Source organism: Methylacidimicrobium sp. B4 (genome assembly GCF_017310545.1).
In the GTDB taxonomy this organism is placed as follows: Bacteria; Verrucomicrobiota; Verrucomicrobiia; order Methylacidiphilales; family Methylacidiphilaceae; genus Methylacidimicrobium.
On the sequence record NZ_CP066203.1, the window covers coordinates 1,264,979 to 1,282,933 of the forward strand.

Here is a 17,955-nt window from a genome sequence, read left to right on the forward strand (position 1 = left end):
GGGGACCGTGTCGTTCTCTCTTCTGGTTCTCCGTGCTTCCAAGACGATCCTGCCGCTTTTGGTCGGAGCCTACTTCCTCCTGGCCGGGATCGACAACATCGTCGATCCCTCCGCGAACTGGACCTATCTCGTCCACGTCCTATCCATGGACACGCTGCCCGCCGACTCATCCTTGGGCTGGCGCGCCTTGCGATCGCCCACCGCCGCGCGGCTCCTCTTCAGCGGGTTGATCGCTTGGGAGCTGGCCACCTCTCTCCTCTGCTTCATCGGGAGCGCCCGGCTGTTCCAGGCTTGGTTCGGCAGCCAGCAGCAGTTCGCGCAAGCAAAGGGCTGGGCGGTGGCGGGCCTCACCTGTGGCTTGGTGGAGTGGCTCTTCTTCTTTCTGATCCTGGCGGGCGAATGGTTCCAGATCTGGCGGGGAACGCTCTCCGCGGCACTCGGCGTCGCCTCCCGGATGTTCGCCGTCACGGCACTCTCCTTGATCTACTTGACCCAAGAAGAGAGCGGTGCGGAGCCTATGGGTGAATCGCCGCGGAAAAGCGCCGGCTGAACCGCTCGGTCAGGGGATGACGCCATCCCAGGATCTGGAAGAGTGCCCGACAGATCCGCGCGAGTTCTCCCTGGCGGAAGTTCCTCTCTTCTTCGAGGATGCCGAGCCAGGCCTCCATGGCTTGCTCCAGCCGTCCGTCGCGGACGGCCTCCAGGCCTTCAAGATAACGAGCGAGACGCGCATCGGAATTCGCCCCTGGCGGAGCCGGGGAGAGGAGCGCTCCTCCGAGCTCCCGGATCGCTTCCGCGACGGCGGGATCTTGCGCGGTCTCCTCTGGGCCAAGGGCCTCCAAGGCAGCCTTCGGATCGGAACAGACTGCGGCGCGCGCATAGAGCAGGGAGGCCTCGGGGTCCCGGACTCCTGCCGTCCGCTCCTGGGCAAGCAGCTCGGCCGCCTGCCGACAGCCTCCTTCGCTAAAGAGTGCGCGCGCCCTCTGGTAGCGGGCCGAACGGGCAATCGGAATCGCCTGTTCGAGCCAACGTTCGATCTGACTTTCCGGAAGAGCCCCCACAAACCCGTCGATGACCTTCCCTCCGGCAAAGAGGCGGACATCGGGGATGCTGTAGACCTCGTATTGACGAGCGATCTCCGGTGCTTCCTCGGTGTTGATCTTTACGAGCTCCCAGCGGCCACGGGCTCGCTCCGCGAGCCGCTCGAGCACAGGTCCGAGAACGCGGCAAGGGCCGCACCAGGGAGCCCAGAAATCGACCAGCACCGGAACCGTACGGCTCCTTTCCAAGACACGCTGCGCAAAGCCGCCGGCTTCACTCCCGCTCACCATGCGACCACAATGTCATATCCACGTTGAGCTCGCAAGGGAGGCTCATCGCTTCCGGCAGAGGTAGATCCCGTCAGCCACCGGGAGAAGCAGCCCTTCGATGCGTGAATCCTCCCGCAGCTTGTCGTTCAGATTGCGGATCGCCTGGGTATCCGGGTCGTCCGGCTGGTCGCTCTCGAGAACCCGCCCCTCACGAAGCATGTTATCGAAAAGGAGGACTCCTCCCCGCCGCATCCGGGGAAGAAGGGCCTCGTAGTAGGCGTCGTACCCGGTCTTGTCCGCATCGACGAAGGCAAAATCGAAGTTTGGCTCTCCTTCGATCGCTTCGAGGCTCTCCAGCGCTGGACCGAGCCGGAGCTCGATCCGTTCGCCAACCCCCGCTCTTTCCCAGAAGACCCGGGCAATCCGAGTCCACTCCTCGCTTCGGTCCAGGCAGAGAAGCCTGCCCCCTTCGGCCAAGCCACGGGCGATCGCCAGGCTGCTCGCACCCGTGAAGGTCCCGATCTCGATCGCCCGCCGCACGCATAGCGCGCCGACCAGAAAGAAAAGCAGCGCCGCCTCTTCCTCGGGAATCATCATCTCCGCGACCGGCCCAAGCCGCATCGTCTCCGCCCGGAGATCGCTCCAGACGGGATCCACCGACCCGCTCCGATGCTCGCGCACATAGGAGCAGAGTCGATCGTCGAGTCGAATATACTTCTGCAGGGCCATGATCGAACGCCTACGCCTCCTCCAAGGCCTTTGCTCGACTCCACGCTGCGTCCAGAGCTCGCCGCAGCGTCTCCTGCCAGCCCTCCTCCTCCAAGACGGATACGGCCGCGTTGGTGATCCCGCCCGGGGTCCGACTCTCCTGGACCACCTCCGCCGGATCGAGGTCGGTCTGCCGCAGCAGGGCAAGCGCCCCCGAAACGGTTGCCAACACCATCCGCCGGGCTTCTGCGGCCCGCAGGCCCGACTCCGCGGCAAACCGAAGCAGGGGGGCGAGAAAGGCGCACACATAGGCCGGCCCGCAGCCGATGAGTGCCGTGGCCAGGGGGAAGAGACTCTCCTCGAGCTCGACGGCCTCGCCAAACCGCTCCAATAGCCTTTTGGCCCACTCGCGATCGCCCGCCTCCCGGCCGGAACCGAGGCAATAGGGGATCACTCCTTGGCCAATGAGCGAGGGGAGATTCGGCATTGCACGGACGACCCGAGCCGAGGGCTCCACCTCCGAAAGGATCGAAGCCAGGGAAACGCCGGCCGCTACGGAGACGATCCGCTTGCCGGCCGTCATCGGCCGAATCTGGCGCAGAACGCCGATGGCCTCTTGCGGCCTGACGCAGAGAAAGACGATCTCACTCTCCCCAACCAAGTCGCGATTCCGCTCCTCCGGATAGAGCCGTGCCTGCGGGAGCGCCTTCCGGAAGGCCTCCCCGCCCGCCCGAGTCCGGGAAGAGGCGAATAGCTCCCAAGAGTCCTCGCCGCGCACCAGCCCGCCCGCCAAAACGCGGGCGATCCGTCCGGCACCTAAAAAGCCTACCTTCGTCCTCATTCTGCTCCCTCGATTTGCTCGCAATAGGCCCGCCAGACCGACTCCCCCAGCTCTTCCTCGCCCTGCCCGGCCACTCGAACGGTCAGATGGGCCATTCGATAGAAGGGCGCCCGCTTCTCCAAAAGCTCCTGAAGAGCCTGCCGACGATCCACCATGGAATCCAGAAGCGGTCTTCCTCGGCTCTCGCGAAGCCGCGCCTCCAGGAGATCGAGGGGAGCCTCGAGATAGACGACGAAGCCCCGCTCCAGGAGCAGGCGGCGGTTTTCCTCGAAAACAAAAGTGCCTCCGCCGGTCGAAACAATTCCCGGCGGCAGGGCAAGCGCCTGGCGCAGCGCCTCCGCCTCCCTCCGGCGGAAATAGGCCTCCCCTTTCTTTTCGAAGAGAGCGGAGATCGAGCGATGCTCCCGCCGCGACACCATCCGGTCCAAGTCGTAGATGGGCAGACCGGACCGCCGGCCCAGCCAGCGACCGAGAACGGTTTTCCCACAGCCCATCATGCCGACCAACACGAGATGCCTCCGCGCGGAAGCCGTCGGACCCCCGCTCTCCTCCGGGAGAGAAACCAGTGGCTCCTCCCTTCCTCTGACTGCTTCGGAAGCCCGCCTCGCCATCCCCATGCATTCCGAGCGGGGTTGAAAATTATGATAAACTTTTTGCGCCACTCGCGATAGGAACGATAAGGCATGCCCAACACATTCGGCCATCTCTTTCGGATCACCACCTGGGGCGAGTCACATGGCGGCGGGATCGGCGTGGTGATCGATGGATGTCCACCCCGCCTGCCTCTTGCGGTGGAAGAGATCCAGCGGGAGCTCGACCGGCGCAGGCCCGGTCAAAGCCGGCTCACCACGCAGCGAAAGGAAAGCGATCGGGTGGAGATCCTCTCCGGCACCTTGGACGGCCTCACCCTGGGTACGCCGATCCTTCTCTGGGTGCGAAACGAAGATGCGCGGTCCGAAGCCTACGAGGAGATGCGGGAAATCTTCCGACCGAGTCACGCCGATTACACCTATCAGGCGAAATATGGGATCCGAAGTTGGATGGGAGGCGGACGGGCTTCCGCCCGCGAAACCGTCGGAAGGGTCGCAGGAGGTGCGGTGGCCGGGCAGTTCCTTCGCCGGGCCTTTCCCTCCCTCAAGGTTGTGGCCTACGTTTCGGAAATTTGCGGCTTTTCGGCTCCGGAGGCGGCCGTCATCGTCGACGAAACGCTCGTCGAGGCCAACCCCCTGCGCTGGCCGGATCCGGAGACCCTTTCCCAAGCCATTGCGCTGGTCGAGGATGCCCGCAAGGGGGGAGACTCCGTGGGAGGAGTCGTCACCTGCCGCGTGCAAGGCATGCCGGCTGGACTCGGGGAGCCCGTGTTCGACAAGCTCGACGCCGACCTGGCAAAGGCCATGCTCTCGATCCCGGCAGCGAAAGGATTCGAGCTGGGTTCTGGCTTTGCGGGCACGCGGCTACGCGGCTCTCAGCATAACGATCCCTTCTATTCCGAAGAGGGCCGAATCCGTACGCGGACCAACCGGAGCGGAGGCGTCCAAGGGGGAATCAGCAACGGCGAGGAGATCTTCTTCCGCGTTGCCCTGAAGCCGGTGGCCACGATCGCCCTGCCCCAGGGAACGGTGACCGAGAAGGGCGAACCCACGATCCTTCGGGCACGGGGGCGCCATGATCCCTGTGTGCTTCCGCGCGCCGTCCCCATCGTCGAAGCGATGACCCGTCTGGTCCTGGCCGATCATGCCCTCCGGCAGAAAGCGATCGCCTGGGAATTCCGGCCATGAGTCCGTTCTCCTGGAGCCATCCGGGATGGATGGCCGTACTCCTCCTGGCAAGCTTCCTGCTTGGATCGATGCCCTTTGGCTACTGGCTCGGTCGCCTGCGCGGCCTCGACCTTCGCACCCAGGGGAGCGGCAACATCGGAGCGACCAACGCCTGGCGCGTCCTGGGAGCGCGATGGGGAGTCGCGATCTTTTTGCTCGATTTTCTCAAGGGGGCGTTGCCGACCGGCGCCGGGCTCCATGGGTTTCCGACCACGTCGGTTCCGGTCGCCGACCTGCTCGGGTCCGCGGCCGGGTTAGCCGCCATCCTGGGTCATAATTTCACCCCCTGGCTCCAGGGTCGAGGCGGGAAAGGCATCGCCACCACGGCCGGCGTGCTGCTGGTACTGGTCCCCTGGACCTTTCTTTTCCTCGCGGCGATTTGGGGCGGCCTCTTTCTCCTCTGCCGAATCGTCTCCCTGGCATCTCTTGGCGCAGCCCTGGCCTTTCCGATCGCCACTTGCCTCCTTTATCCCGGGCGCTGGGTGCTGCTCACCTTTTCCCTCCTTGCTTCCCTGCTGGCCATCCTCCGACATCGGAGCAACATTCGGCGCCTGATCCAGGGAACGGAATCCGGTTTTGGCCGGAAGGACCGGGAAGACCTCTCCGGCATGGGAGGGAGCGGAGCTTGAGAAAGGGCGATCTCCACCTGTGAAAGTCTGTCTCCTGGGCGAAGGGCGCTGGGGCAGGGCGGCCGGGGCGATCCTCGCCGAAAACGGCCATGAGCCCTTTTTTGCTCATCATACGCTGGCCACCTGGCCGCAAGCCTTCGACCTCCTCTGCCTCGCTATCCCGGTGCAGCACGTCCGCCAAACCTTGCTCCGAGTTGCGGCGCCGCCCGTGCCCGTCGTCAGCCTGGGGAAAGGATTGGAGATCGGGACAGGCTTCCGCGTGACCGAGATCGTCCGCGATGTTTGGGGCAGCCGACCTCTTGCTGCGCTTTCCGGACCGAACTTCGCTGCGGAGATTCTCCGGGGGCTCCCCGCGGCGACGGTGGTGGCATCCGAAAGCGAGGAGCTCGCCACGCGGGTACAGCAACTCTTCCACAACCGGCGATTCCGAGTCTACCGCTCTTCGGACCTCGTCGGAGTCGAGATCGGAGGAGCTCTGAAAAACATCTACGGCATCGCCGGAGGGCTCTGCACCGGCCTGGCACTCGGAGAGAACGCCTCGGCCAGCCTCCTGACCCGATGCCTGGCCGAAATGACACGCTTGGGGCTTCGCCTGGGTGGCCGTCCCGAAACCTTCGCAGGCTTGAGTGGCCTCGGGGATCTCATCCTGACCGCACGGAGCCCACAAAGTCGCAATTTCCGGCTCGGGCTGTCCCTCGCCCAAGGCGCGTCCTTGAAGGAAGCGCTGGCCATGGCAGGAAGCGTCGTGGAGGGAGTACCGACCGCCGCCTCGGTCCACGAAAATCCGCTCTTCGGCGACGTCAAAAAACCGGTTGCCGACGAGATCTACCAAATCCTCTTCGAGGGAAAGGAGATCCGCCACTCCCTGCTCGACTTGCTGGAGCGGGAGGCGGCACCGGAGGGGCGATAGGTCGGCGCTCGCCCTCTCCGGAGATGTCATGACCTGTTTCTTTACAGTTGACAGCGCACGAGATTATTCTCCATGGAAAATCGAGGAGGGAGCTGATATGTCCATCGAACGAAAAGTGCGCGCGCTGGCGGGAACGATCATCCTGGTCAGCCTTCTCCTGTCGCTCTGGAGCTCCTGGTGGCTGCTTTTGACGGCCTTTGTGGGCCTCAATCTGCTCCAGTCGGCCTTTACTGCTTTCTGCCCGGCGGAAAACGTCTTCCGGAGGCTCGAGCGGCGCCACGGATCGACGGCGAGGACGGCCAAGTAGGAGTCGATCGGATCCATGTCGTTCCTTCGCTCGGCAAGGAGTGTCCTTGCGCTCCTTTTCCTGGCGGGCGCGACCACCCGAGACGTGGGCAGGGCCGAGCCGACGGGCCAGGCGGCTCCGCCGCCCGAGGCGGCCGGCGCACAACCCATGGAGTTCCGCAGTCAAGCGCGCAACCCGCAGGACGCCGATCCTCCCCAAAGGCCCATTCCCCTCGAGAAGAGCGCCGTCGGATCCGATCATCCGCTGATCCGCTTCTGGAGAAGGGTTCAGGCACACTATCCCGAGCTCAAGAAAAAGCACGCCAAGCTCCAGGAGATGCTTGCCCAGAAGGCCCTGGCGGCTTCCGGCTTCCTGCCTCGGGTCTACGGCTGGGCAGACTCGATCACCACCGATAACCCGATTTTCGGTTTCATGTTTCACCTGACCGAGCGAAACTTCTCGGCGGGCGACCTCAATCTCAATTCGCTCAACCATCCGGGCACAGTTTCCAACCAGAACATGGGCCTCATGGCGCTCATCCCGATTTTTGACGCCATGCAGACGATCGATTCGATTCGCACGGCCAAGCACCTGATCCAGCAGAGCGAGCAGGAGGAGCGATTCACGCGGATGGAGGCGAGCCTGCTCGCCATCGACGCCTATATGCAGCTCCTTTTGGCGGAACGCGAGGCAGCCCTCGCCCGGCTCGATGTGCAGGCATCCGCGCGCGATCTTGATCAGGCCATCCACCTGATGGAGCAAGGACTTGTTCTGGGCGCAGATTTTTATGCCGGCCGCTCGATGAGCGCTTCGATCGAGCAGAGCCAGAATGGCTATGTCTCCAAACGCAAGGTGGCACGGGTGGCGGTCAATACGCTCCAGGGAGAGAGTGCAGATGCCGAGGTTGCCCTGGCTGGCTCGATTCCCACCCTTCGCAAGGGCCCGACGAAGCCGCTCGAGCAGTGGGTACAGGAAGCCTTCCTCTACCGAAGTGATCTCTTGGCCCTCCAGTCGTCGATCGCCGCCCAGCATTCGGAGGTAGGCAGGATCAAGGCCACGGCGCTTCCTTCGGTCAACGGCTTTGCTTCCGGCATGCTCGACAGCGACAACTTCAACTCAGGTGGGAGAAGCTATACGGTCGGAGTCCTGGGAACCGTCCCGCTCTTCGATCCCGCCCGGGATCCGAAGGTCAAGCAGGCCCAGGCCGCTGAGGAGCAGCTTCGCCACGAAGCGGCTTCCTTGCGCGATCTCATCCAGAACAAGCTTGGCCAAGCCTACACCGAGTATCAGGGTGCGCTCCAGGACGCGGAGATCCTGGGCCGGGCCAGCGCCGACGCCCGGAAGTCGACCGAGATGATGGCCGAGCTCTACCGGGAAGGACGGAAGACGATCGTCGACCTGCTCGGTGTGCGCCAGCTGCAGCTCCAAACCGAAATCGGGTACTGGGACAGCCTCGCCCGGCTCGAGCTGGCTCGAGCAAAGCTCTACTTCTTGTCGGGGGAGCTCGATGACTATCAGGTTCAGCAGATCGCCCAGGAGATCGGAGGGGCGACCCCGTGAGCGGCAAGCAAGACGGTGGAGCGATCGGTGGATTCATCCGCTTCTTCTCTTCTTCCCTCGTCACGCCTCTGCTCATCCTCGCTTCCTGGCTTCTGGGCTCCTTCGCCTTGATGGAGCTGCCCCGGGAGGAAGAACCGCAGATCGTCGTTCCCCTCTTCGACGTTTTCGTCTCCATGCCGGGGGCGAGCCCCGAAGAGGTGGAAAAGCGCATCGTCAACAATGGGGAGCGCGTCTTCTGGCAGATCCCGGGAGTGGAATACGTCTATTCCACGGCGGCTCCCAACGGTGCCATGTTCATCGTCCGGTTTGAGGTGGGCGAAGAGATGGAGAAGAGCCTCATCAAGCTCTTTACCAAGGTTTACTCCCATCTCGACTTCCTTCCTCCCGGCGCGTCGATCCCGCTGATCAAGCCCCGCTCGATCGACGATGTGCCGATCCTTGCCCTCACCTTCTATAGCCCGACGCGGGATCCCCTGAGCCTGCGCCGCGTCGTCGCGACGGTTCGCGATAAGATCAATCCGATCTCGGACATCTCGGAAACTACGATCCTCGGCGGCCGCAAACGTCAGTTCCAGGTCTTCTTCGACCCGGCCAAGCTCGCCATGCACCTGCTCACCCCGGCGGATCTCGTCGCGTTGATCCACCAGAACAACGTCCGGCTGCCCGCCGGCCACCTCGAATCGGAGCCCAAGCTCATCGAGGTGGAGCCCAGTGCTCTCCTCATGACGAAGCGGGACCTGGAAAACCTGGTCGTCAGCGTCAGCCAGGGGAAGATCGTCTATCTCCGGGATGTCGCTCAGGTCGTTGACGGACCCGACCAGGAGGAGCGGAGCTTGACGCTGCGCTTCGGAGCGGGGTCGCACCAGCAGATCCGGGAACCGATCGACGCGGTCACCCTGGCGGTTGCCAAGAGAAAGGGCGCCAACGCCACGTTCCTGGCCAAGAAGATCCTCGAAGACATTGCTGCCCTAAGGCCGGACACCCTCCCTCCCGACGTCCAATACGTGGTCACCCGGGATTACGGGCAGACGGCCGCCGAGAAATCGAATGAGCTCTTGGAGCATATGGCCATCGCGATCTTCGGCGTGAGCCTTCTGATTGCGCTCTTCCTCGGATTACGGGCGGCCGCCATCACCATCATTGCCATTCCGACCACCCTGGCGATCACGCTCCTCACCTTCCACCTCTTCCATTTCACGATCAACCGGGTGACCCTCTTTGCCTTGATTTTCACGATCGGGATCCTCGTCGACGATCCGATCGTCGGCGTTGAAAACATTGTTCGCCATCTCCATCTCCCGGGCAGTGCCGGGCGACCGCTGCTCGCCGTCGCCACCGAAGCCATGCTCGAGATCGTCGGACCCTTGATCCTGGCGACATTTGCGGTGATCGCGGCGATCCTTCCGATGGCCACCGTCGGGGGCCTCATGGGCCCCTACATGCGGCCGATTCCCATCGGAGCGACGACCGCCATGATCGTCTCCATGCTCGTCTCCCTTTCGGCGACGCCCTGGGCCTCGGTCCTGCTCCTCAAAGGGAGCAAGCATGTGGGAGAGCGAGGCGAAGGCTTCCTGCTGCGTCTCTATCGCTGGTTTGTCACACCGCTGATCTACAATCGCTGGCTGCGCCTGCTGTTTGTCCTTGTGGTTCTTGTCCTTCTCGGGGCTGCGATGGCCTTGATCCCGCTGAAGCTCGTCCGCGCCAAGATGCTCCCATTCGACAACAAGAACGAGTTCCAGGTCATCCTCAACATGCCCGAGGGGACTCCGGCAGAGGCGACTCGCGCCGTGCTCGATCAGATGGCTGGTGTCGTTCTTCGCCTTCCCGAAGTGACCAACGTCGAGATCCAGGCGGGCACCCATTCGCCGTACAACTTCAACGGATTGATTCGCCACTACTTCCTCCGGGAAGCCCCCCACCAGGGCGACCTGCAGGTGAACCTCAGGGACAAATCGGAGCGCAAGCGGCAGAGCCACGAGATCGCGGAGAGCGTGCGGCCGGAAATCAACCGCATCGCCCAGGCTGCGGGCGCGCACGCACAGGTCGCAGAGGTGCCGCCGGGTCCTCCCGTCCTCTCAACCCTGGTCCTGGAGATCTACGGCCCCTCGGCGACCGAACGCCAGGCGATGGCGACGAAAATCGAAGGCCTCATGCGCGCGTCTCCCGAGATGACCGATATCGCCACCTACGAAGAGACTCCACGTCCCTTGGAGGTCTACAACATCGACCTGGTCAAAGCTTCCTTGAACGGCCTCCCAGCGGAGGCGATCGCCCAGAGCCTCGTCACCGCCCTCCATGGAGCGAGCCCCGGCCTGGCCCATACGCCGGAGGAACCCGAGCGCGTCGAGATCCTGGTCCGCCTGCCCGAGCAAGAGCGCCGATCCGATCAGGCGGTGCGCGACATGACGCTCCTGAGCCGTTTCGCGCGGTTGCTCCCGATCAAGGATCTCACCTCGGCAGAGCGGACGCATCAGCACTATCCCATCTACCACAAGAACTTGATGCCGGTTACCTATCTTCTGGGCGACGTTACGGGCCAGATCGGCAGTCCGGTCTACGGCATCCTCGATTTCACGCCCGCACTGGAGAAGCTCCGCACCCCGCAGGGCAAGCCGTTCGAGATCCTGTACACCCACCTTCCCGAGAGCCCGAACAGCTGGGCAATCAAATGGGACGGAGAATGGCAGGTGACCTACGAGGTCTTCCGGGATCTCGGCAAGGCCTTCGCCATCGTGCTTGTGCTTATCTTCATCCTGGTCGTTGGCTGGTTCCGTTCCTTCGTGACCCCCTGGGCCGTGATGCTCCCCATCCCCCTCTCCCTGATCGGCATTCTCCCCGCCCACTGGTACCTGGGCATGTTCTTCACCGCCACCTCGATGATCGGCATGATGGCCGGCGCGGGAATCGTCGTCCGCAACGCCATCATCCTGGTGGATTTCATCGAGATGCGCCTCGCAGAGGGCGATTCGCTCGAAGAGGCCGTGATTTCCGCGGGGGCCGTCCGGCTGCGACCGATCCTGCTCACCGCCCTGGCTGTGATCATCGGAAGTGCTGTGATCCTCTTCGATCCGATCTTCCAAGGGCTGGCATTGGCACTCATGTCGGGCGAGATCGCGGCGACGCTCCTCTCGCAGCCCGCAGTCCCCGTTTTTTATTACATGTTGCGCAAGAGACAGATCGCCAGGCAGAAGCAGGTATTGGCGAATCCCTCCGAACCCGTGCGGAGTTGACGCCGCTCCCGCGCGATTCCTTCCCGAGCGCAGCTTGGATCATAAATACGCTTGCGCTACGTTTCTTGCGTTTGTATCCTTTGGACGAGTCGGCTTTCCCGCCGGGGGCAATCGGCCTCACTCGGAATTGGGACGGGGATCTTTCCCTGACGACGAACGCCGACGAAGAAGGGAGCGAAGTTGCCTCATGGAAATAGAACTCTTCTACTTCGAAAGTTGTCCTCACTGGCTCGACGCCCTGCGCCGCGTGGAGGAGGTGCTAGCCGAGGAAGGTGGAATCCATGAGATTCGCTTGATCCCCATCCGGACGGTTGCGGAAGCGCAAAGACACCGCTTTTTCGGTTCTCCCACGATCCGAATCGGCGAACGGGATATCGACCCCGCGGCCTGGGGTCGAATGGACTACGGCCTTGGCTGTCGCCTCTACGCCAACGTGGACGGCTCGATTCATCCCGTTCCGTCCAAGGAGTTCGTCCGGCAGGCCTTCCGGTCGCACCGACCGCTTTCACTCGCCGAAGCACACGACGAGATCCTTGAATCCATCAAGCATCAACACCCGGAATGGGTGGCTGATCCAATGGAGGAGTGCTCCCGCTGTGTGCGCTACGAATACGAATTGGCCGATCCGCTCATCATGCCGCTCGAGGAGTAGCCGACGGAGAAACCCTCCACGACGGAAGCGGAAAGCAGACCGCTAAGGTGCCTTTTCGCGCTTCTCGGTCTGAATCGCAATCCGCGTGATCCCTTGCTTGCGGATTTCGTCGAGCACGCCCACAACGTTATCGAAAGTCGCCTTCCGATCACTGTTGAGGAAGACCTTGGCCTTCTCCGAACCGACCTCGGCCTTCAGGGCGGCAAGCTTCCCCGGAAGCTCGGCCGTGGAGACCTTGTCGTGGTCGAAATAGACCTCGCCCTTGTCGGTGACCGTGAGGGTAACCTCCTGTTCTTTTCGCTCCTCGCTCCCAGACGTCTGGGCCTTGGGAAGCTGCACGGCCACCCCGGCGTTTTTCACCATGGCCAAGGAGACCATCATGAAGGTGGCTAACAGGAAGAACATCACGTCGATGAACGGGATGATCTCAAGACGCGGGCGATGGCGGCGGGGGGCGGAGACTCGCATGATGCTTGCTCGGGCGTCAATTTCCTTGCGGATTTCCGGCGACCGGCGCCTCCAGCTCCTCCGCCTCGACCGAAGAGCGACCCTCAAAGCGCAGCAGGAGCATCTCCAGCTTGGTGGAAGCCGCTTCCATCTGCCGGCGCATGTTCTCCATGCGGGAGCTGAAGAAGTTAAGGGGCACGATCGCCACGATCGCCACGGTGAGACCGAAGCTCACCGCGATCAACGACTCGGCGACACCCCCGGTGATCGCCGCCTGCTTGCCTGCGAGCTCCCCACCTCCGACGATGCTGAATGCGCGCATCATTCCCGTGACCGTACCGAGAAGGCCGAGCAGCGGCCCCAGGGTCACCGCGGTGTCCAGCACGACGAGCCCCTTGTTGTAGCGATCGAGCTGGGAGTTGGCCGCCTCCAGCAAGGCGTCCGAGACCGACCCGTCCTTGTGACGCATCCCTTCCACGAGCACGTGGATCACCGGATCCTTCGATTTCTCCCCGACGGCCAGCGCCTGAGCGATGCGACCATGCTCGACCAGCTCGAAGATCTTCCGCACGAGAGGGAGATCTCTCCGACGCGCTTCCGTCAGAAGGAAGAGAAAGCGCTCGAAGAGCACCGCCACGGTCGTAACCGACAAGAGGAGAATCGGCCACATGATCGGGCCGCCTTTGAGGAAAAGTTGATAAATCATGGCGCTACGGGAAGTTTCTGCTCACGTACAGGCCGGGGCCGAGGATAATCTCCAGCGCCGCCAATCAAGGGCGAGCTCACTGGTCTCCAAAGGCCGCCGATCCTCCATGCATCGACCTGTACTCAAGACACGGGATCGAAGCAAGCGCCAAATGAATGCTCCGATCAGGCTCTACGACGACCCCTGCCCAAGAGGAGACGGCCGGCCCAGCGTCCGATCGTCCACGCCAGCCGGGCTCGCTCCGCCCAGGAGAGGAGGCGCCAAGCGGAAAGAAGAGAGCTTCTGGCTTTCTTGGGCGTCTGGAGGTTCCAGACGTCACGAACCTCGCGGAAGAGCTGCAAGCCGGGCCGAATCACCTGCGCCAACCGCCAGCCGACTTCGAGCAGGCGCACGGGCGTACGCAATTCTTCGAGAGATGCGGCCAACTCCTCCCGCTGCCGGTCGCAGGCGGCAACGAGCTCCCGCATCCTCTGCTCTCTTATTTCCTGGCGCGATTGTGCAGCCACGCGACGTCCTTCCCCAGCTCGCGTATGGTCTCGGCAAAGGGCGTGCCAAGCGCCTGGATCCGCTTCCATACTCGCCTTCCCACGAAGATCGTGGCACCCAGGCAGAACGCCCCCAATGTCCCCACCGTGGCGATTCGAGCCGTCGGATCGTTCCAGGTCAAAGAGAGCAGGGCAATCCCGATCCAGAGAATCGAAAGGGCGCCTAGGAAAACCCCGGCACCCAGCCAGAGCAGCAGGCGGAGCAACCGCTCGATTTCCGCTTGCAGCTCCACGGAAAAGAGCTCCAAGCGGAGCGCGAGCAGCCGTAGCAGGAGCGTGAGCAGCTTCTGCCCCGAGCCAGTGACCCCGCCGCGCTGCTGCGCTTCCGTCATCTATCGGCGGCTCAAGAGCGCTCCGAGCAGGACGCCGAAGACCACCCCCACACCGACCGCCTGGTAGGGGTGATCGCGGACGATCCGATCGACGTCTTGCACTCCTCCCACCGCACGGTCCGCCAAGCGGTCCTCCCGCTCACCCAGGTACTCGCGCAACGAGCTGATCCGGGCGGTCAGGCGCTCCTGCACGTCGCGAGCCCTTTCTCCGAGGTTGCCCGCCGATTCCTTCACGAGGATCTCCGCGTCGTGCATCACCTCGCGCACATCGTTAAGAAGCTTCTGCCTAGTGACAACTTCGTTCATGCCAAACCTCCTATCCCCATCTTCGGACGGTAGCAGATGCCGGCCTAGGGGCGCAAGCGAGGCTTTTGTGCCGGCCGCCTTCGATCCAGCGCACGTGCCTACTCCCTCCGCGGGAAAGGTCACCGATGACGACCCCTCTTTCGAATTTTGCGCGGGAAAACGAATCTGGCGGTGTTTACTTTGTCTGGAGCGATAGGAAAAAGGCATGAGCAGCGATCCGTTGGATGAGCTTCTGCAGAGCTGGCGGCCGGAGGGTCGGCTCCCCGACGAATTTCAATCCGAGGTCTGGAAGCGGGTGGCCTTACGCTCCCGGATCGCCCTTACGCCGATTCGTCTGAGCCGAGGGACGTGGGCGACGGTTCTAGCCGCTTCCCTTTTCGCATTCCTCCTTGCCACAGGCCAGGTGCTCCGATGGGAGCAGGAGCGCTCCGCTGCGCTCAGAGCCCAATACTTCCAATCGATTGACCCGCAGGCCCTCGCCGCCGCGCAGGAAGGGCGATCGCCGTGAGAAGGCTCCTTTCGCTCGCCCCACTGACCGTTTTCGTTGCTGTCGCCGTCTATCTGGCCACGCTCTTTTTGGAGACCCTCCCTTCCCGGCGCTCCACCCGCGAGCCCGATGCGGGACTGCAATGGCTCCGCCACGAGCTCGATCTTACGGACCGGCAGATGGACGCAATCTCCCGCTTGCAAGAAGCCTATCGCCCCAGCTGCCAAACGATGTGCCGCCAGATCCTGGCGAGCGACTCGAAGCTCCGGGAGCTCTTCGAACAAAACCGCTCGATCACGCCCGAAATGCTCACGGCCATGGCCGAGCGAGACCAGCTCCGCTCCAAATGCCGGCGCGCATTCCTGCGGCACGTCCACGAGGTAAGCGGCGAGCTCTCCGCCCCGCAGCGGCAACGCTATCTCTCCCTCGTCTCCGATGAGATTCTGGGTCCATCGCAGAACGCGAGTGTGGGGCAGAGGGGGCAGAGGAGAGATGGCGGCCCATGAGCGAGCCTGATCCCGACTGGCAACTCATGGCCCGGCTCGCCAAGGAGGACGATCGCGCGCTCAACGCTCTCATGGATCGCTGGCAGGAGAGGCTCTTTCACTTTCTATGCCGGGTCACCGGCGACCAAGCGTCGGCCGCCGACCTCGCTCAGGAAACCTTCGTCCGCGTCTACGAAGCCCGCCACAAGGTCCGGCAAGAGGGCCGCTTTTCCGCCTGGCTCTTCACGATCGCCGCCAATCTCAGCCGCAACCTGGCCCGGTGGCGCAGGAGACATCCCACGGTTTCCCTGACCGAAACCGCCGAGCAGGACGGATCGCCCACCCTGGAAGATCGTCTTGGCGAGCAAAGGTCCCCGGGAGCCCGACTCGAAACGGAGGAGCTCTGCACCCAAGTCCGGTCCGCGATTCTCTCTCTGCCGTCGCCACTCAAGGAAACCCTGATCCTTTTCGAGTACGAGGAGCTCTCCTACGAGGAGATTGCCCAGGCGCTGGGCTGCTCCCGCAAGATCGTCGAGATGCGGCTCTATCGGGCACGCAAACGCTTGCGGAGGGCGCTTGCCAGAGAACATCTGCTCTGAGCCCCTCCTCGTCGTGGTCCTCCGGAAAACCCGATGGGACTTTTGGCTTGACCGGCGGCAGCTCGATTGCGAGCATTGTCATGTCAAGCAGAGGGACTCAATCCGAATTCCAACCTGGAGATTTCCATGAGCGAGAAACTGTCGATCGTCCTTTTTTCCGGCACAGTGGATAAGTTAATGGCGGCTTCCGTCATGGCTTCCGGTGCTGCGGCCATGCAAAAGGAGGTAACCATCTTCGCAACCTTCTACGGTCTCTTCGCGCTCCGCAAGGGGGATTGGAAGCAGAACCGGCGCGTCAGCAAGGATTTCGAGGATTACGGAGAGCAATTTCTGCGCGTCTTGGAGGAGAAGAAAGCGCCTAGCTGGCTCGAGACGCTGCAGGGCGCCATGGAGATCGGCAACGTGAAAGTGAAGGCGTGCGGGCTCACGATGGACCTCCTGTCGATCAAGCTGGAGGATTTGGAGCCGATCGTGAGCGAGATTGTGGGGGTCGCGCATTTCGTCGAGGAGGCTGCGGACGGGCAAATTCTTTTCCTGTGAGCCACGCTTCCTTCATCGAAAGACTGCGGAAACAACGGAGGACATCATGGAAGGGGTGAAGATTGCGAAGGAGAGCGACGCGCGGGGAAGCTTCTGCCCGGGGCCGCTCATGGAGATGATCCGGCTGGTTCGCTCGGCGAACGTGGGGGAGGTCGTCGCGGTGATTTCCGGCGACGAGGGCAGCAAGAAGGACATTCCCGCATGGATCCAGAAGGCCCGTTACGAGCTCGTCGGAACGGAGGAGGTTGCCCCCGGAGCAACCCGTTTCCTCTGCCGCAAGAATCACTAGGTGAAACGCGCACTACGGCGCTCGGGTAGATTCTTCCAGAGAGAGAGAAGGAATTGAGCATCATGAAAACCATCCTCATCCTCGGTGGCGGAACCGGAGGAACGATCGTGGCCAACCGGCTCGCCCATGGATTGCGGCCCGAAGATGCCTCCATCGAGGTGGTCAGCGATTCCCCGCTCCACTACTACCAGCCTGCACAGCTCTACATCCCCTTTGGCGAGGAGGATCCGAGAAAGATCGCGCGCTCGGAGCGCAAGTTGCTGAATCCAAACGTCAAATTTCGGATCGACACGATTTCCGAATGGCTTCCCGAGAAGCAGCTGCTCCGTACCGCCAAAGGGGAAGCTCTCTCCTACGACTTCCTGGTCATTGCGACCGGCTCCATCGCCTGTCCCGAGACCGTGGAGGGATTCGTCGCTGGCTCAGATCACTTCTACACGCCGGAAGGAGCCTATCGTCTCTACCATAAGCTCAGCGAGTTTGAAGGCGGACGCATCGTCGTGGGAGTGGGTGGCATCCCTTACAAGTGCCCGGTAGCACCTCTCGAGTTTACTCTTCTTGCGGAAGCCTTTCTCACCCGCAAGGGGATCCGGTCCAACACCGAGATGGTCTACACCTTCCCGTTGAACGATGTCTTCCAGATCCAGAGCGTGGTCCCCGTGGTGCGATCTCTTTTCGAGCAGCGCTCCATCCGCGCGGAAACGTTTTTCAATCTCGAATCGGTCGATCCCGAAAAGAAGGTCGTCAAGAGCCTGGAAGGAACCGAGCTTCCTTTTGACATCCTCGTGATGACTCCGCCCCATAAGGGTGCCGCCTTCCTTCGAGGCCATCCGATGGCGGATGACGACGGATGGGTCAATACCGACCGCAGCACCCTCCGCGTGAATGGGCTCCCCAACGTCTGGGCGCTGGGCGACACGACCAACCTGCCGATCAGCAAAGCGGGGAGCACCGCGCATTTCGAGGCACCGGTGATCGTCGAGCAGATCGTGGGTATGATTCGCCACGAGGAGCCCGCTCCCGGGAAGGCGACCTATCATGGGCATGTCACCTGCTTCATCGATTCGGGCTACGGGAAGGCAACCATCCTCGATTTCGATTACGATCACCCACCGGCGGTGTACGATCCCGACGAATTTCGCCATCTCCAGAAGATGGCGTTCAACAAGCTCTACTGGTATCTGGTTCCGACGGCGGTCATCTGACCGGATCGCCCGGATCGCAAGCTGGCCGAAAGACAGGAGCGGCACGATGCGATCACGTGCCGGCAGCCCCT

The 17,955-nt window shown here is 62.8% G+C and carries 23 protein-coding genes; 14 read left to right on the forward strand and 9 right to left on the reverse strand.

Annotated elements, in window-relative coordinates; all coding sequences use genetic code 11:
* Positions 1-7: 7 nt before the first annotated feature.
* The gene (locus tag MacB4_RS06115) at positions 8-550 is read left to right on the forward strand and encodes a DUF2165 domain-containing protein (protein WP_206863014.1); all 543 of its coding nucleotides are present in this window, start codon (positions 8-10) and stop codon (positions 548-550) included.
* Here the strand turns inward: MacB4_RS06115 and trxA are convergent.
* From trxA to MacB4_RS06135, 4 genes are read right to left on the reverse strand one after another with little or no spacing between them, the layout of a single operon-like run.
* Complete coding sequence (gene trxA, locus MacB4_RS06120) at positions 516-1,331, reverse strand: thioredoxin (RefSeq protein WP_255551648.1); 816 nt, start codon at positions 1,329-1,331, stop codon at positions 516-518. The two genes, MacB4_RS06115 and trxA, sit on opposite strands and share 35 nt — an antisense overlap.
* A 42-nt stretch (positions 1,332-1,373) precedes the next feature.
* Positions 1,374-2,039, reverse strand: coding sequence for an O-methyltransferase (locus MacB4_RS06125; protein WP_206863018.1), 666 nt, complete (start codon positions 2,037-2,039; stop codon positions 1,374-1,376).
* Positions 2,040-2,049: 10 nt separating this feature from the next.
* Entirely contained in the window at positions 2,050-2,859 is an 810-nt protein-coding gene (locus MacB4_RS06130) for a pyrroline-5-carboxylate reductase (RefSeq protein WP_206863019.1), read from the reverse strand.
* Positions 2,856-3,368: a shikimate kinase gene (locus MacB4_RS06135; protein WP_206863020.1), complete on the reverse strand. Its 513-nt coding sequence runs from the start codon at positions 3,366-3,368 to the stop codon at positions 2,856-2,858. The genes MacB4_RS06130 and MacB4_RS06135 overlap by 4 nt, the downstream gene beginning before the upstream one ends.
* Positions 3,369-3,542: 174 nt before the next feature.
* Between MacB4_RS06135 and aroC the strand changes: the two genes are divergently transcribed.
* The 7 genes from aroC to MacB4_RS06170 all read left to right on the forward strand — a co-directional run bounded on the left by aroC (position 3,543) and on the right by MacB4_RS06170 (position 11,943).
* Positions 3,543-4,637: a chorismate synthase gene (aroC, locus tag MacB4_RS06140; protein ID WP_206863021.1), complete on the forward strand. Its 1,095-nt coding sequence runs from the start codon at positions 3,543-3,545 to the stop codon at positions 4,635-4,637.
* Positions 4,634-5,305: a glycerol-3-phosphate 1-O-acyltransferase PlsY gene (gene plsY / locus MacB4_RS06145; RefSeq protein WP_242529136.1), complete on the forward strand. Its 672-nt coding sequence runs from the start codon at positions 4,634-4,636 to the stop codon at positions 5,303-5,305. The genes aroC and plsY overlap by 4 nt, the downstream gene beginning before the upstream one ends.
* Before the next feature lie 19 nt (positions 5,306-5,324).
* Complete coding sequence (locus MacB4_RS06150) at positions 5,325-6,215, forward strand: NAD(P)H-dependent glycerol-3-phosphate dehydrogenase (protein ID WP_242529137.1); 891 nt, start codon at positions 5,325-5,327, stop codon at positions 6,213-6,215.
* 97 nt (positions 6,216-6,312) lie between these two features.
* The gene (locus MacB4_RS06155) at positions 6,313-6,522 is read left to right on the forward strand and encodes a DUF2892 domain-containing protein (RefSeq protein WP_206863022.1); all 210 of its coding nucleotides are present in this window, start codon (positions 6,313-6,315) and stop codon (positions 6,520-6,522) included.
* A gap of 15 nt (positions 6,523-6,537) precedes the next feature.
* Positions 6,538-8,061 carry a TolC family protein gene (locus MacB4_RS06160; RefSeq protein WP_206863023.1) on the forward strand — a complete coding sequence of 508 codons (1,524 nt, stop codon included), beginning with the start codon at positions 6,538-6,540 and terminating at the stop codon, positions 8,059-8,061.
* Entirely contained in the window at positions 8,058-11,291 is a 3,234-nt protein-coding gene (locus tag MacB4_RS06165; protein WP_206863025.1) for an efflux RND transporter permease subunit, read from the forward strand. The genes MacB4_RS06160 and MacB4_RS06165 overlap by 4 nt, the downstream gene beginning before the upstream one ends.
* Positions 11,292-11,478: 187 nt before the next feature.
* Entirely contained in the window at positions 11,479-11,943 is a 465-nt protein-coding gene (locus MacB4_RS06170; RefSeq protein ID WP_206863026.1) for a hypothetical protein, read from the forward strand.
* 42 nt (positions 11,944-11,985) lie between these two features.
* Here the strand turns inward: MacB4_RS06170 and MacB4_RS06175 are convergent, their stop codons facing one another.
* From MacB4_RS06175 to MacB4_RS11345, 5 genes are all read right to left on the reverse strand, one after another.
* Complete coding sequence (locus tag MacB4_RS06175) at positions 11,986-12,411, reverse strand: biopolymer transporter ExbD (RefSeq protein WP_206863027.1); 426 nt, start codon at positions 12,409-12,411, stop codon at positions 11,986-11,988.
* A 16-nt stretch (positions 12,412-12,427) separates the two neighbouring features.
* The gene (locus MacB4_RS06180) at positions 12,428-13,096 is read right to left on the reverse strand and encodes a MotA/TolQ/ExbB proton channel family protein (protein ID WP_206863028.1); all 669 of its coding nucleotides are present in this window, start codon (positions 13,094-13,096) and stop codon (positions 12,428-12,430) included.
* Positions 13,097-13,260: 164 nt separating this feature from the next.
* A complete protein-coding gene (locus tag MacB4_RS06185) occupies positions 13,261-13,563 on the reverse strand; it encodes a hypothetical protein (RefSeq protein WP_206863029.1) in 303 nt (100 codons plus the stop codon).
* 11 nt (positions 13,564-13,574) lie between these two features.
* Entirely contained in the window at positions 13,575-13,973 is a 399-nt protein-coding gene (locus MacB4_RS06190) for a phage holin family protein (protein WP_206863030.1), read from the reverse strand.
* The gene (locus tag MacB4_RS11345; protein ID WP_206863031.1) at positions 13,974-14,279 is read right to left on the reverse strand and encodes a YqjD family protein; all 306 of its coding nucleotides are present in this window, start codon (positions 14,277-14,279) and stop codon (positions 13,974-13,976) included.
* Positions 14,280-14,484: 205 nt separating this feature from the next.
* Between MacB4_RS11345 and MacB4_RS06200 the strand changes: the two genes are divergently transcribed.
* The 6 genes from MacB4_RS06200 to MacB4_RS06225 all read left to right on the forward strand — a co-directional run bounded on the left by MacB4_RS06200 (position 14,485) and on the right by MacB4_RS06225 (position 17,884).
* Complete coding sequence (locus MacB4_RS06200; RefSeq protein ID WP_206863032.1) at positions 14,485-14,787, forward strand: hypothetical protein; 303 nt, start codon at positions 14,485-14,487, stop codon at positions 14,785-14,787.
* Positions 14,784-15,272: a Spy/CpxP family protein refolding chaperone gene (locus MacB4_RS06205; protein WP_206863033.1), complete on the forward strand. Its 489-nt coding sequence runs from the start codon at positions 14,784-14,786 to the stop codon at positions 15,270-15,272. The genes MacB4_RS06200 and MacB4_RS06205 overlap by 4 nt, the downstream gene beginning before the upstream one ends.
* A complete protein-coding gene (locus tag MacB4_RS06210) occupies positions 15,269-15,850 on the forward strand; it encodes an RNA polymerase sigma factor (RefSeq protein WP_206863035.1) in 582 nt (193 codons plus the stop codon). The genes MacB4_RS06205 and MacB4_RS06210 overlap by 4 nt, the downstream gene beginning before the upstream one ends.
* A 126-nt stretch (positions 15,851-15,976) precedes the next feature.
* Positions 15,977-16,390: a DsrE/DsrF/DrsH-like family protein gene (locus tag MacB4_RS06215; RefSeq protein WP_206863036.1), complete on the forward strand. Its 414-nt coding sequence runs from the start codon at positions 15,977-15,979 to the stop codon at positions 16,388-16,390.
* A 46-nt stretch (positions 16,391-16,436) separates the two neighbouring features.
* Positions 16,437-16,679, forward strand: a complete 243-nt coding sequence (locus MacB4_RS06220) for a sulfurtransferase TusA family protein (protein WP_206863037.1) — start codon at positions 16,437-16,439, stop codon at positions 16,677-16,679.
* A 62-nt stretch (positions 16,680-16,741) separates the two neighbouring features.
* Entirely contained in the window at positions 16,742-17,884 is a 1,143-nt protein-coding gene (locus MacB4_RS06225; protein WP_206863038.1) for an NAD(P)/FAD-dependent oxidoreductase, read from the forward strand.
* The last annotated feature ends 71 nt before the right edge of the window (positions 17,885-17,955 follow it).

Coding starts and splice junctions, on each gene's coding strand:
- trxA (WP_255551648.1), bottom strand. CDS start 1,331: ATGGTGAGCGGGAGTGAAGCCGGCGGCTTTGCGCAGCGTGTCTTGGAA.
- MacB4_RS06190 (WP_206863030.1), bottom strand. CDS start 13,973: ATGACGGAAGCGCAGCAGCGCGGCGGGGTCACTGGCTCGGGGCAGAAG.
- MacB4_RS06155 (WP_206863022.1), top strand. CDS start 6,313: ATGTCCATCGAACGAAAAGTGCGCGCGCTGGCGGGAACGATCATCCTG.
- aroC (WP_206863021.1), top strand. CDS start 3,543: ATGCCCAACACATTCGGCCATCTCTTTCGGATCACCACCTGGGGCGAG.
- MacB4_RS06185 (WP_206863029.1), bottom strand. CDS start 13,563: ATGCGGGAGCTCGTTGCCGCCTGCGACCGGCAGCGGGAGGAGTTGGCC.
- MacB4_RS06180 (WP_206863028.1), bottom strand. CDS start 13,096: ATGATTTATCAACTTTTCCTCAAAGGCGGCCCGATCATGTGGCCGATT.
- MacB4_RS06170 (WP_206863026.1), top strand. CDS start 11,479: ATGGAAATAGAACTCTTCTACTTCGAAAGTTGTCCTCACTGGCTCGAC.
- MacB4_RS06125 (WP_206863018.1), bottom strand. CDS start 2,039: ATGGCCCTGCAGAAGTATATTCGACTCGACGATCGACTCTGCTCCTAT.
- MacB4_RS06225 (WP_206863038.1), top strand. CDS start 16,742: ATGAAAACCATCCTCATCCTCGGTGGCGGAACCGGAGGAACGATCGTG.
- MacB4_RS06160 (WP_206863023.1), top strand. CDS start 6,538: ATGTCGTTCCTTCGCTCGGCAAGGAGTGTCCTTGCGCTCCTTTTCCTG.
- MacB4_RS06210 (WP_206863035.1), top strand. CDS start 15,269: ATGAGCGAGCCTGATCCCGACTGGCAACTCATGGCCCGGCTCGCCAAG.
- MacB4_RS06215 (WP_206863036.1), top strand. CDS start 15,977: ATGAGCGAGAAACTGTCGATCGTCCTTTTTTCCGGCACAGTGGATAAG.
- MacB4_RS06200 (WP_206863032.1), top strand. CDS start 14,485: ATGAGCAGCGATCCGTTGGATGAGCTTCTGCAGAGCTGGCGGCCGGAG.
- MacB4_RS06220 (WP_206863037.1), top strand. CDS start 16,437: ATGGAAGGGGTGAAGATTGCGAAGGAGAGCGACGCGCGGGGAAGCTTC.
- MacB4_RS06175 (WP_206863027.1), bottom strand. CDS start 12,411: ATGCGAGTCTCCGCCCCCCGCCGCCATCGCCCGCGTCTTGAGATCATC.
- MacB4_RS06130 (WP_206863019.1), bottom strand. CDS start 2,859: ATGAGGACGAAGGTAGGCTTTTTAGGTGCCGGACGGATCGCCCGCGTT.
- plsY (WP_242529136.1), top strand. CDS start 4,634: ATGAGTCCGTTCTCCTGGAGCCATCCGGGATGGATGGCCGTACTCCTC.
- MacB4_RS11345 (WP_206863031.1), bottom strand. CDS start 14,279: ATGAACGAAGTTGTCACTAGGCAGAAGCTTCTTAACGATGTGCGCGAG.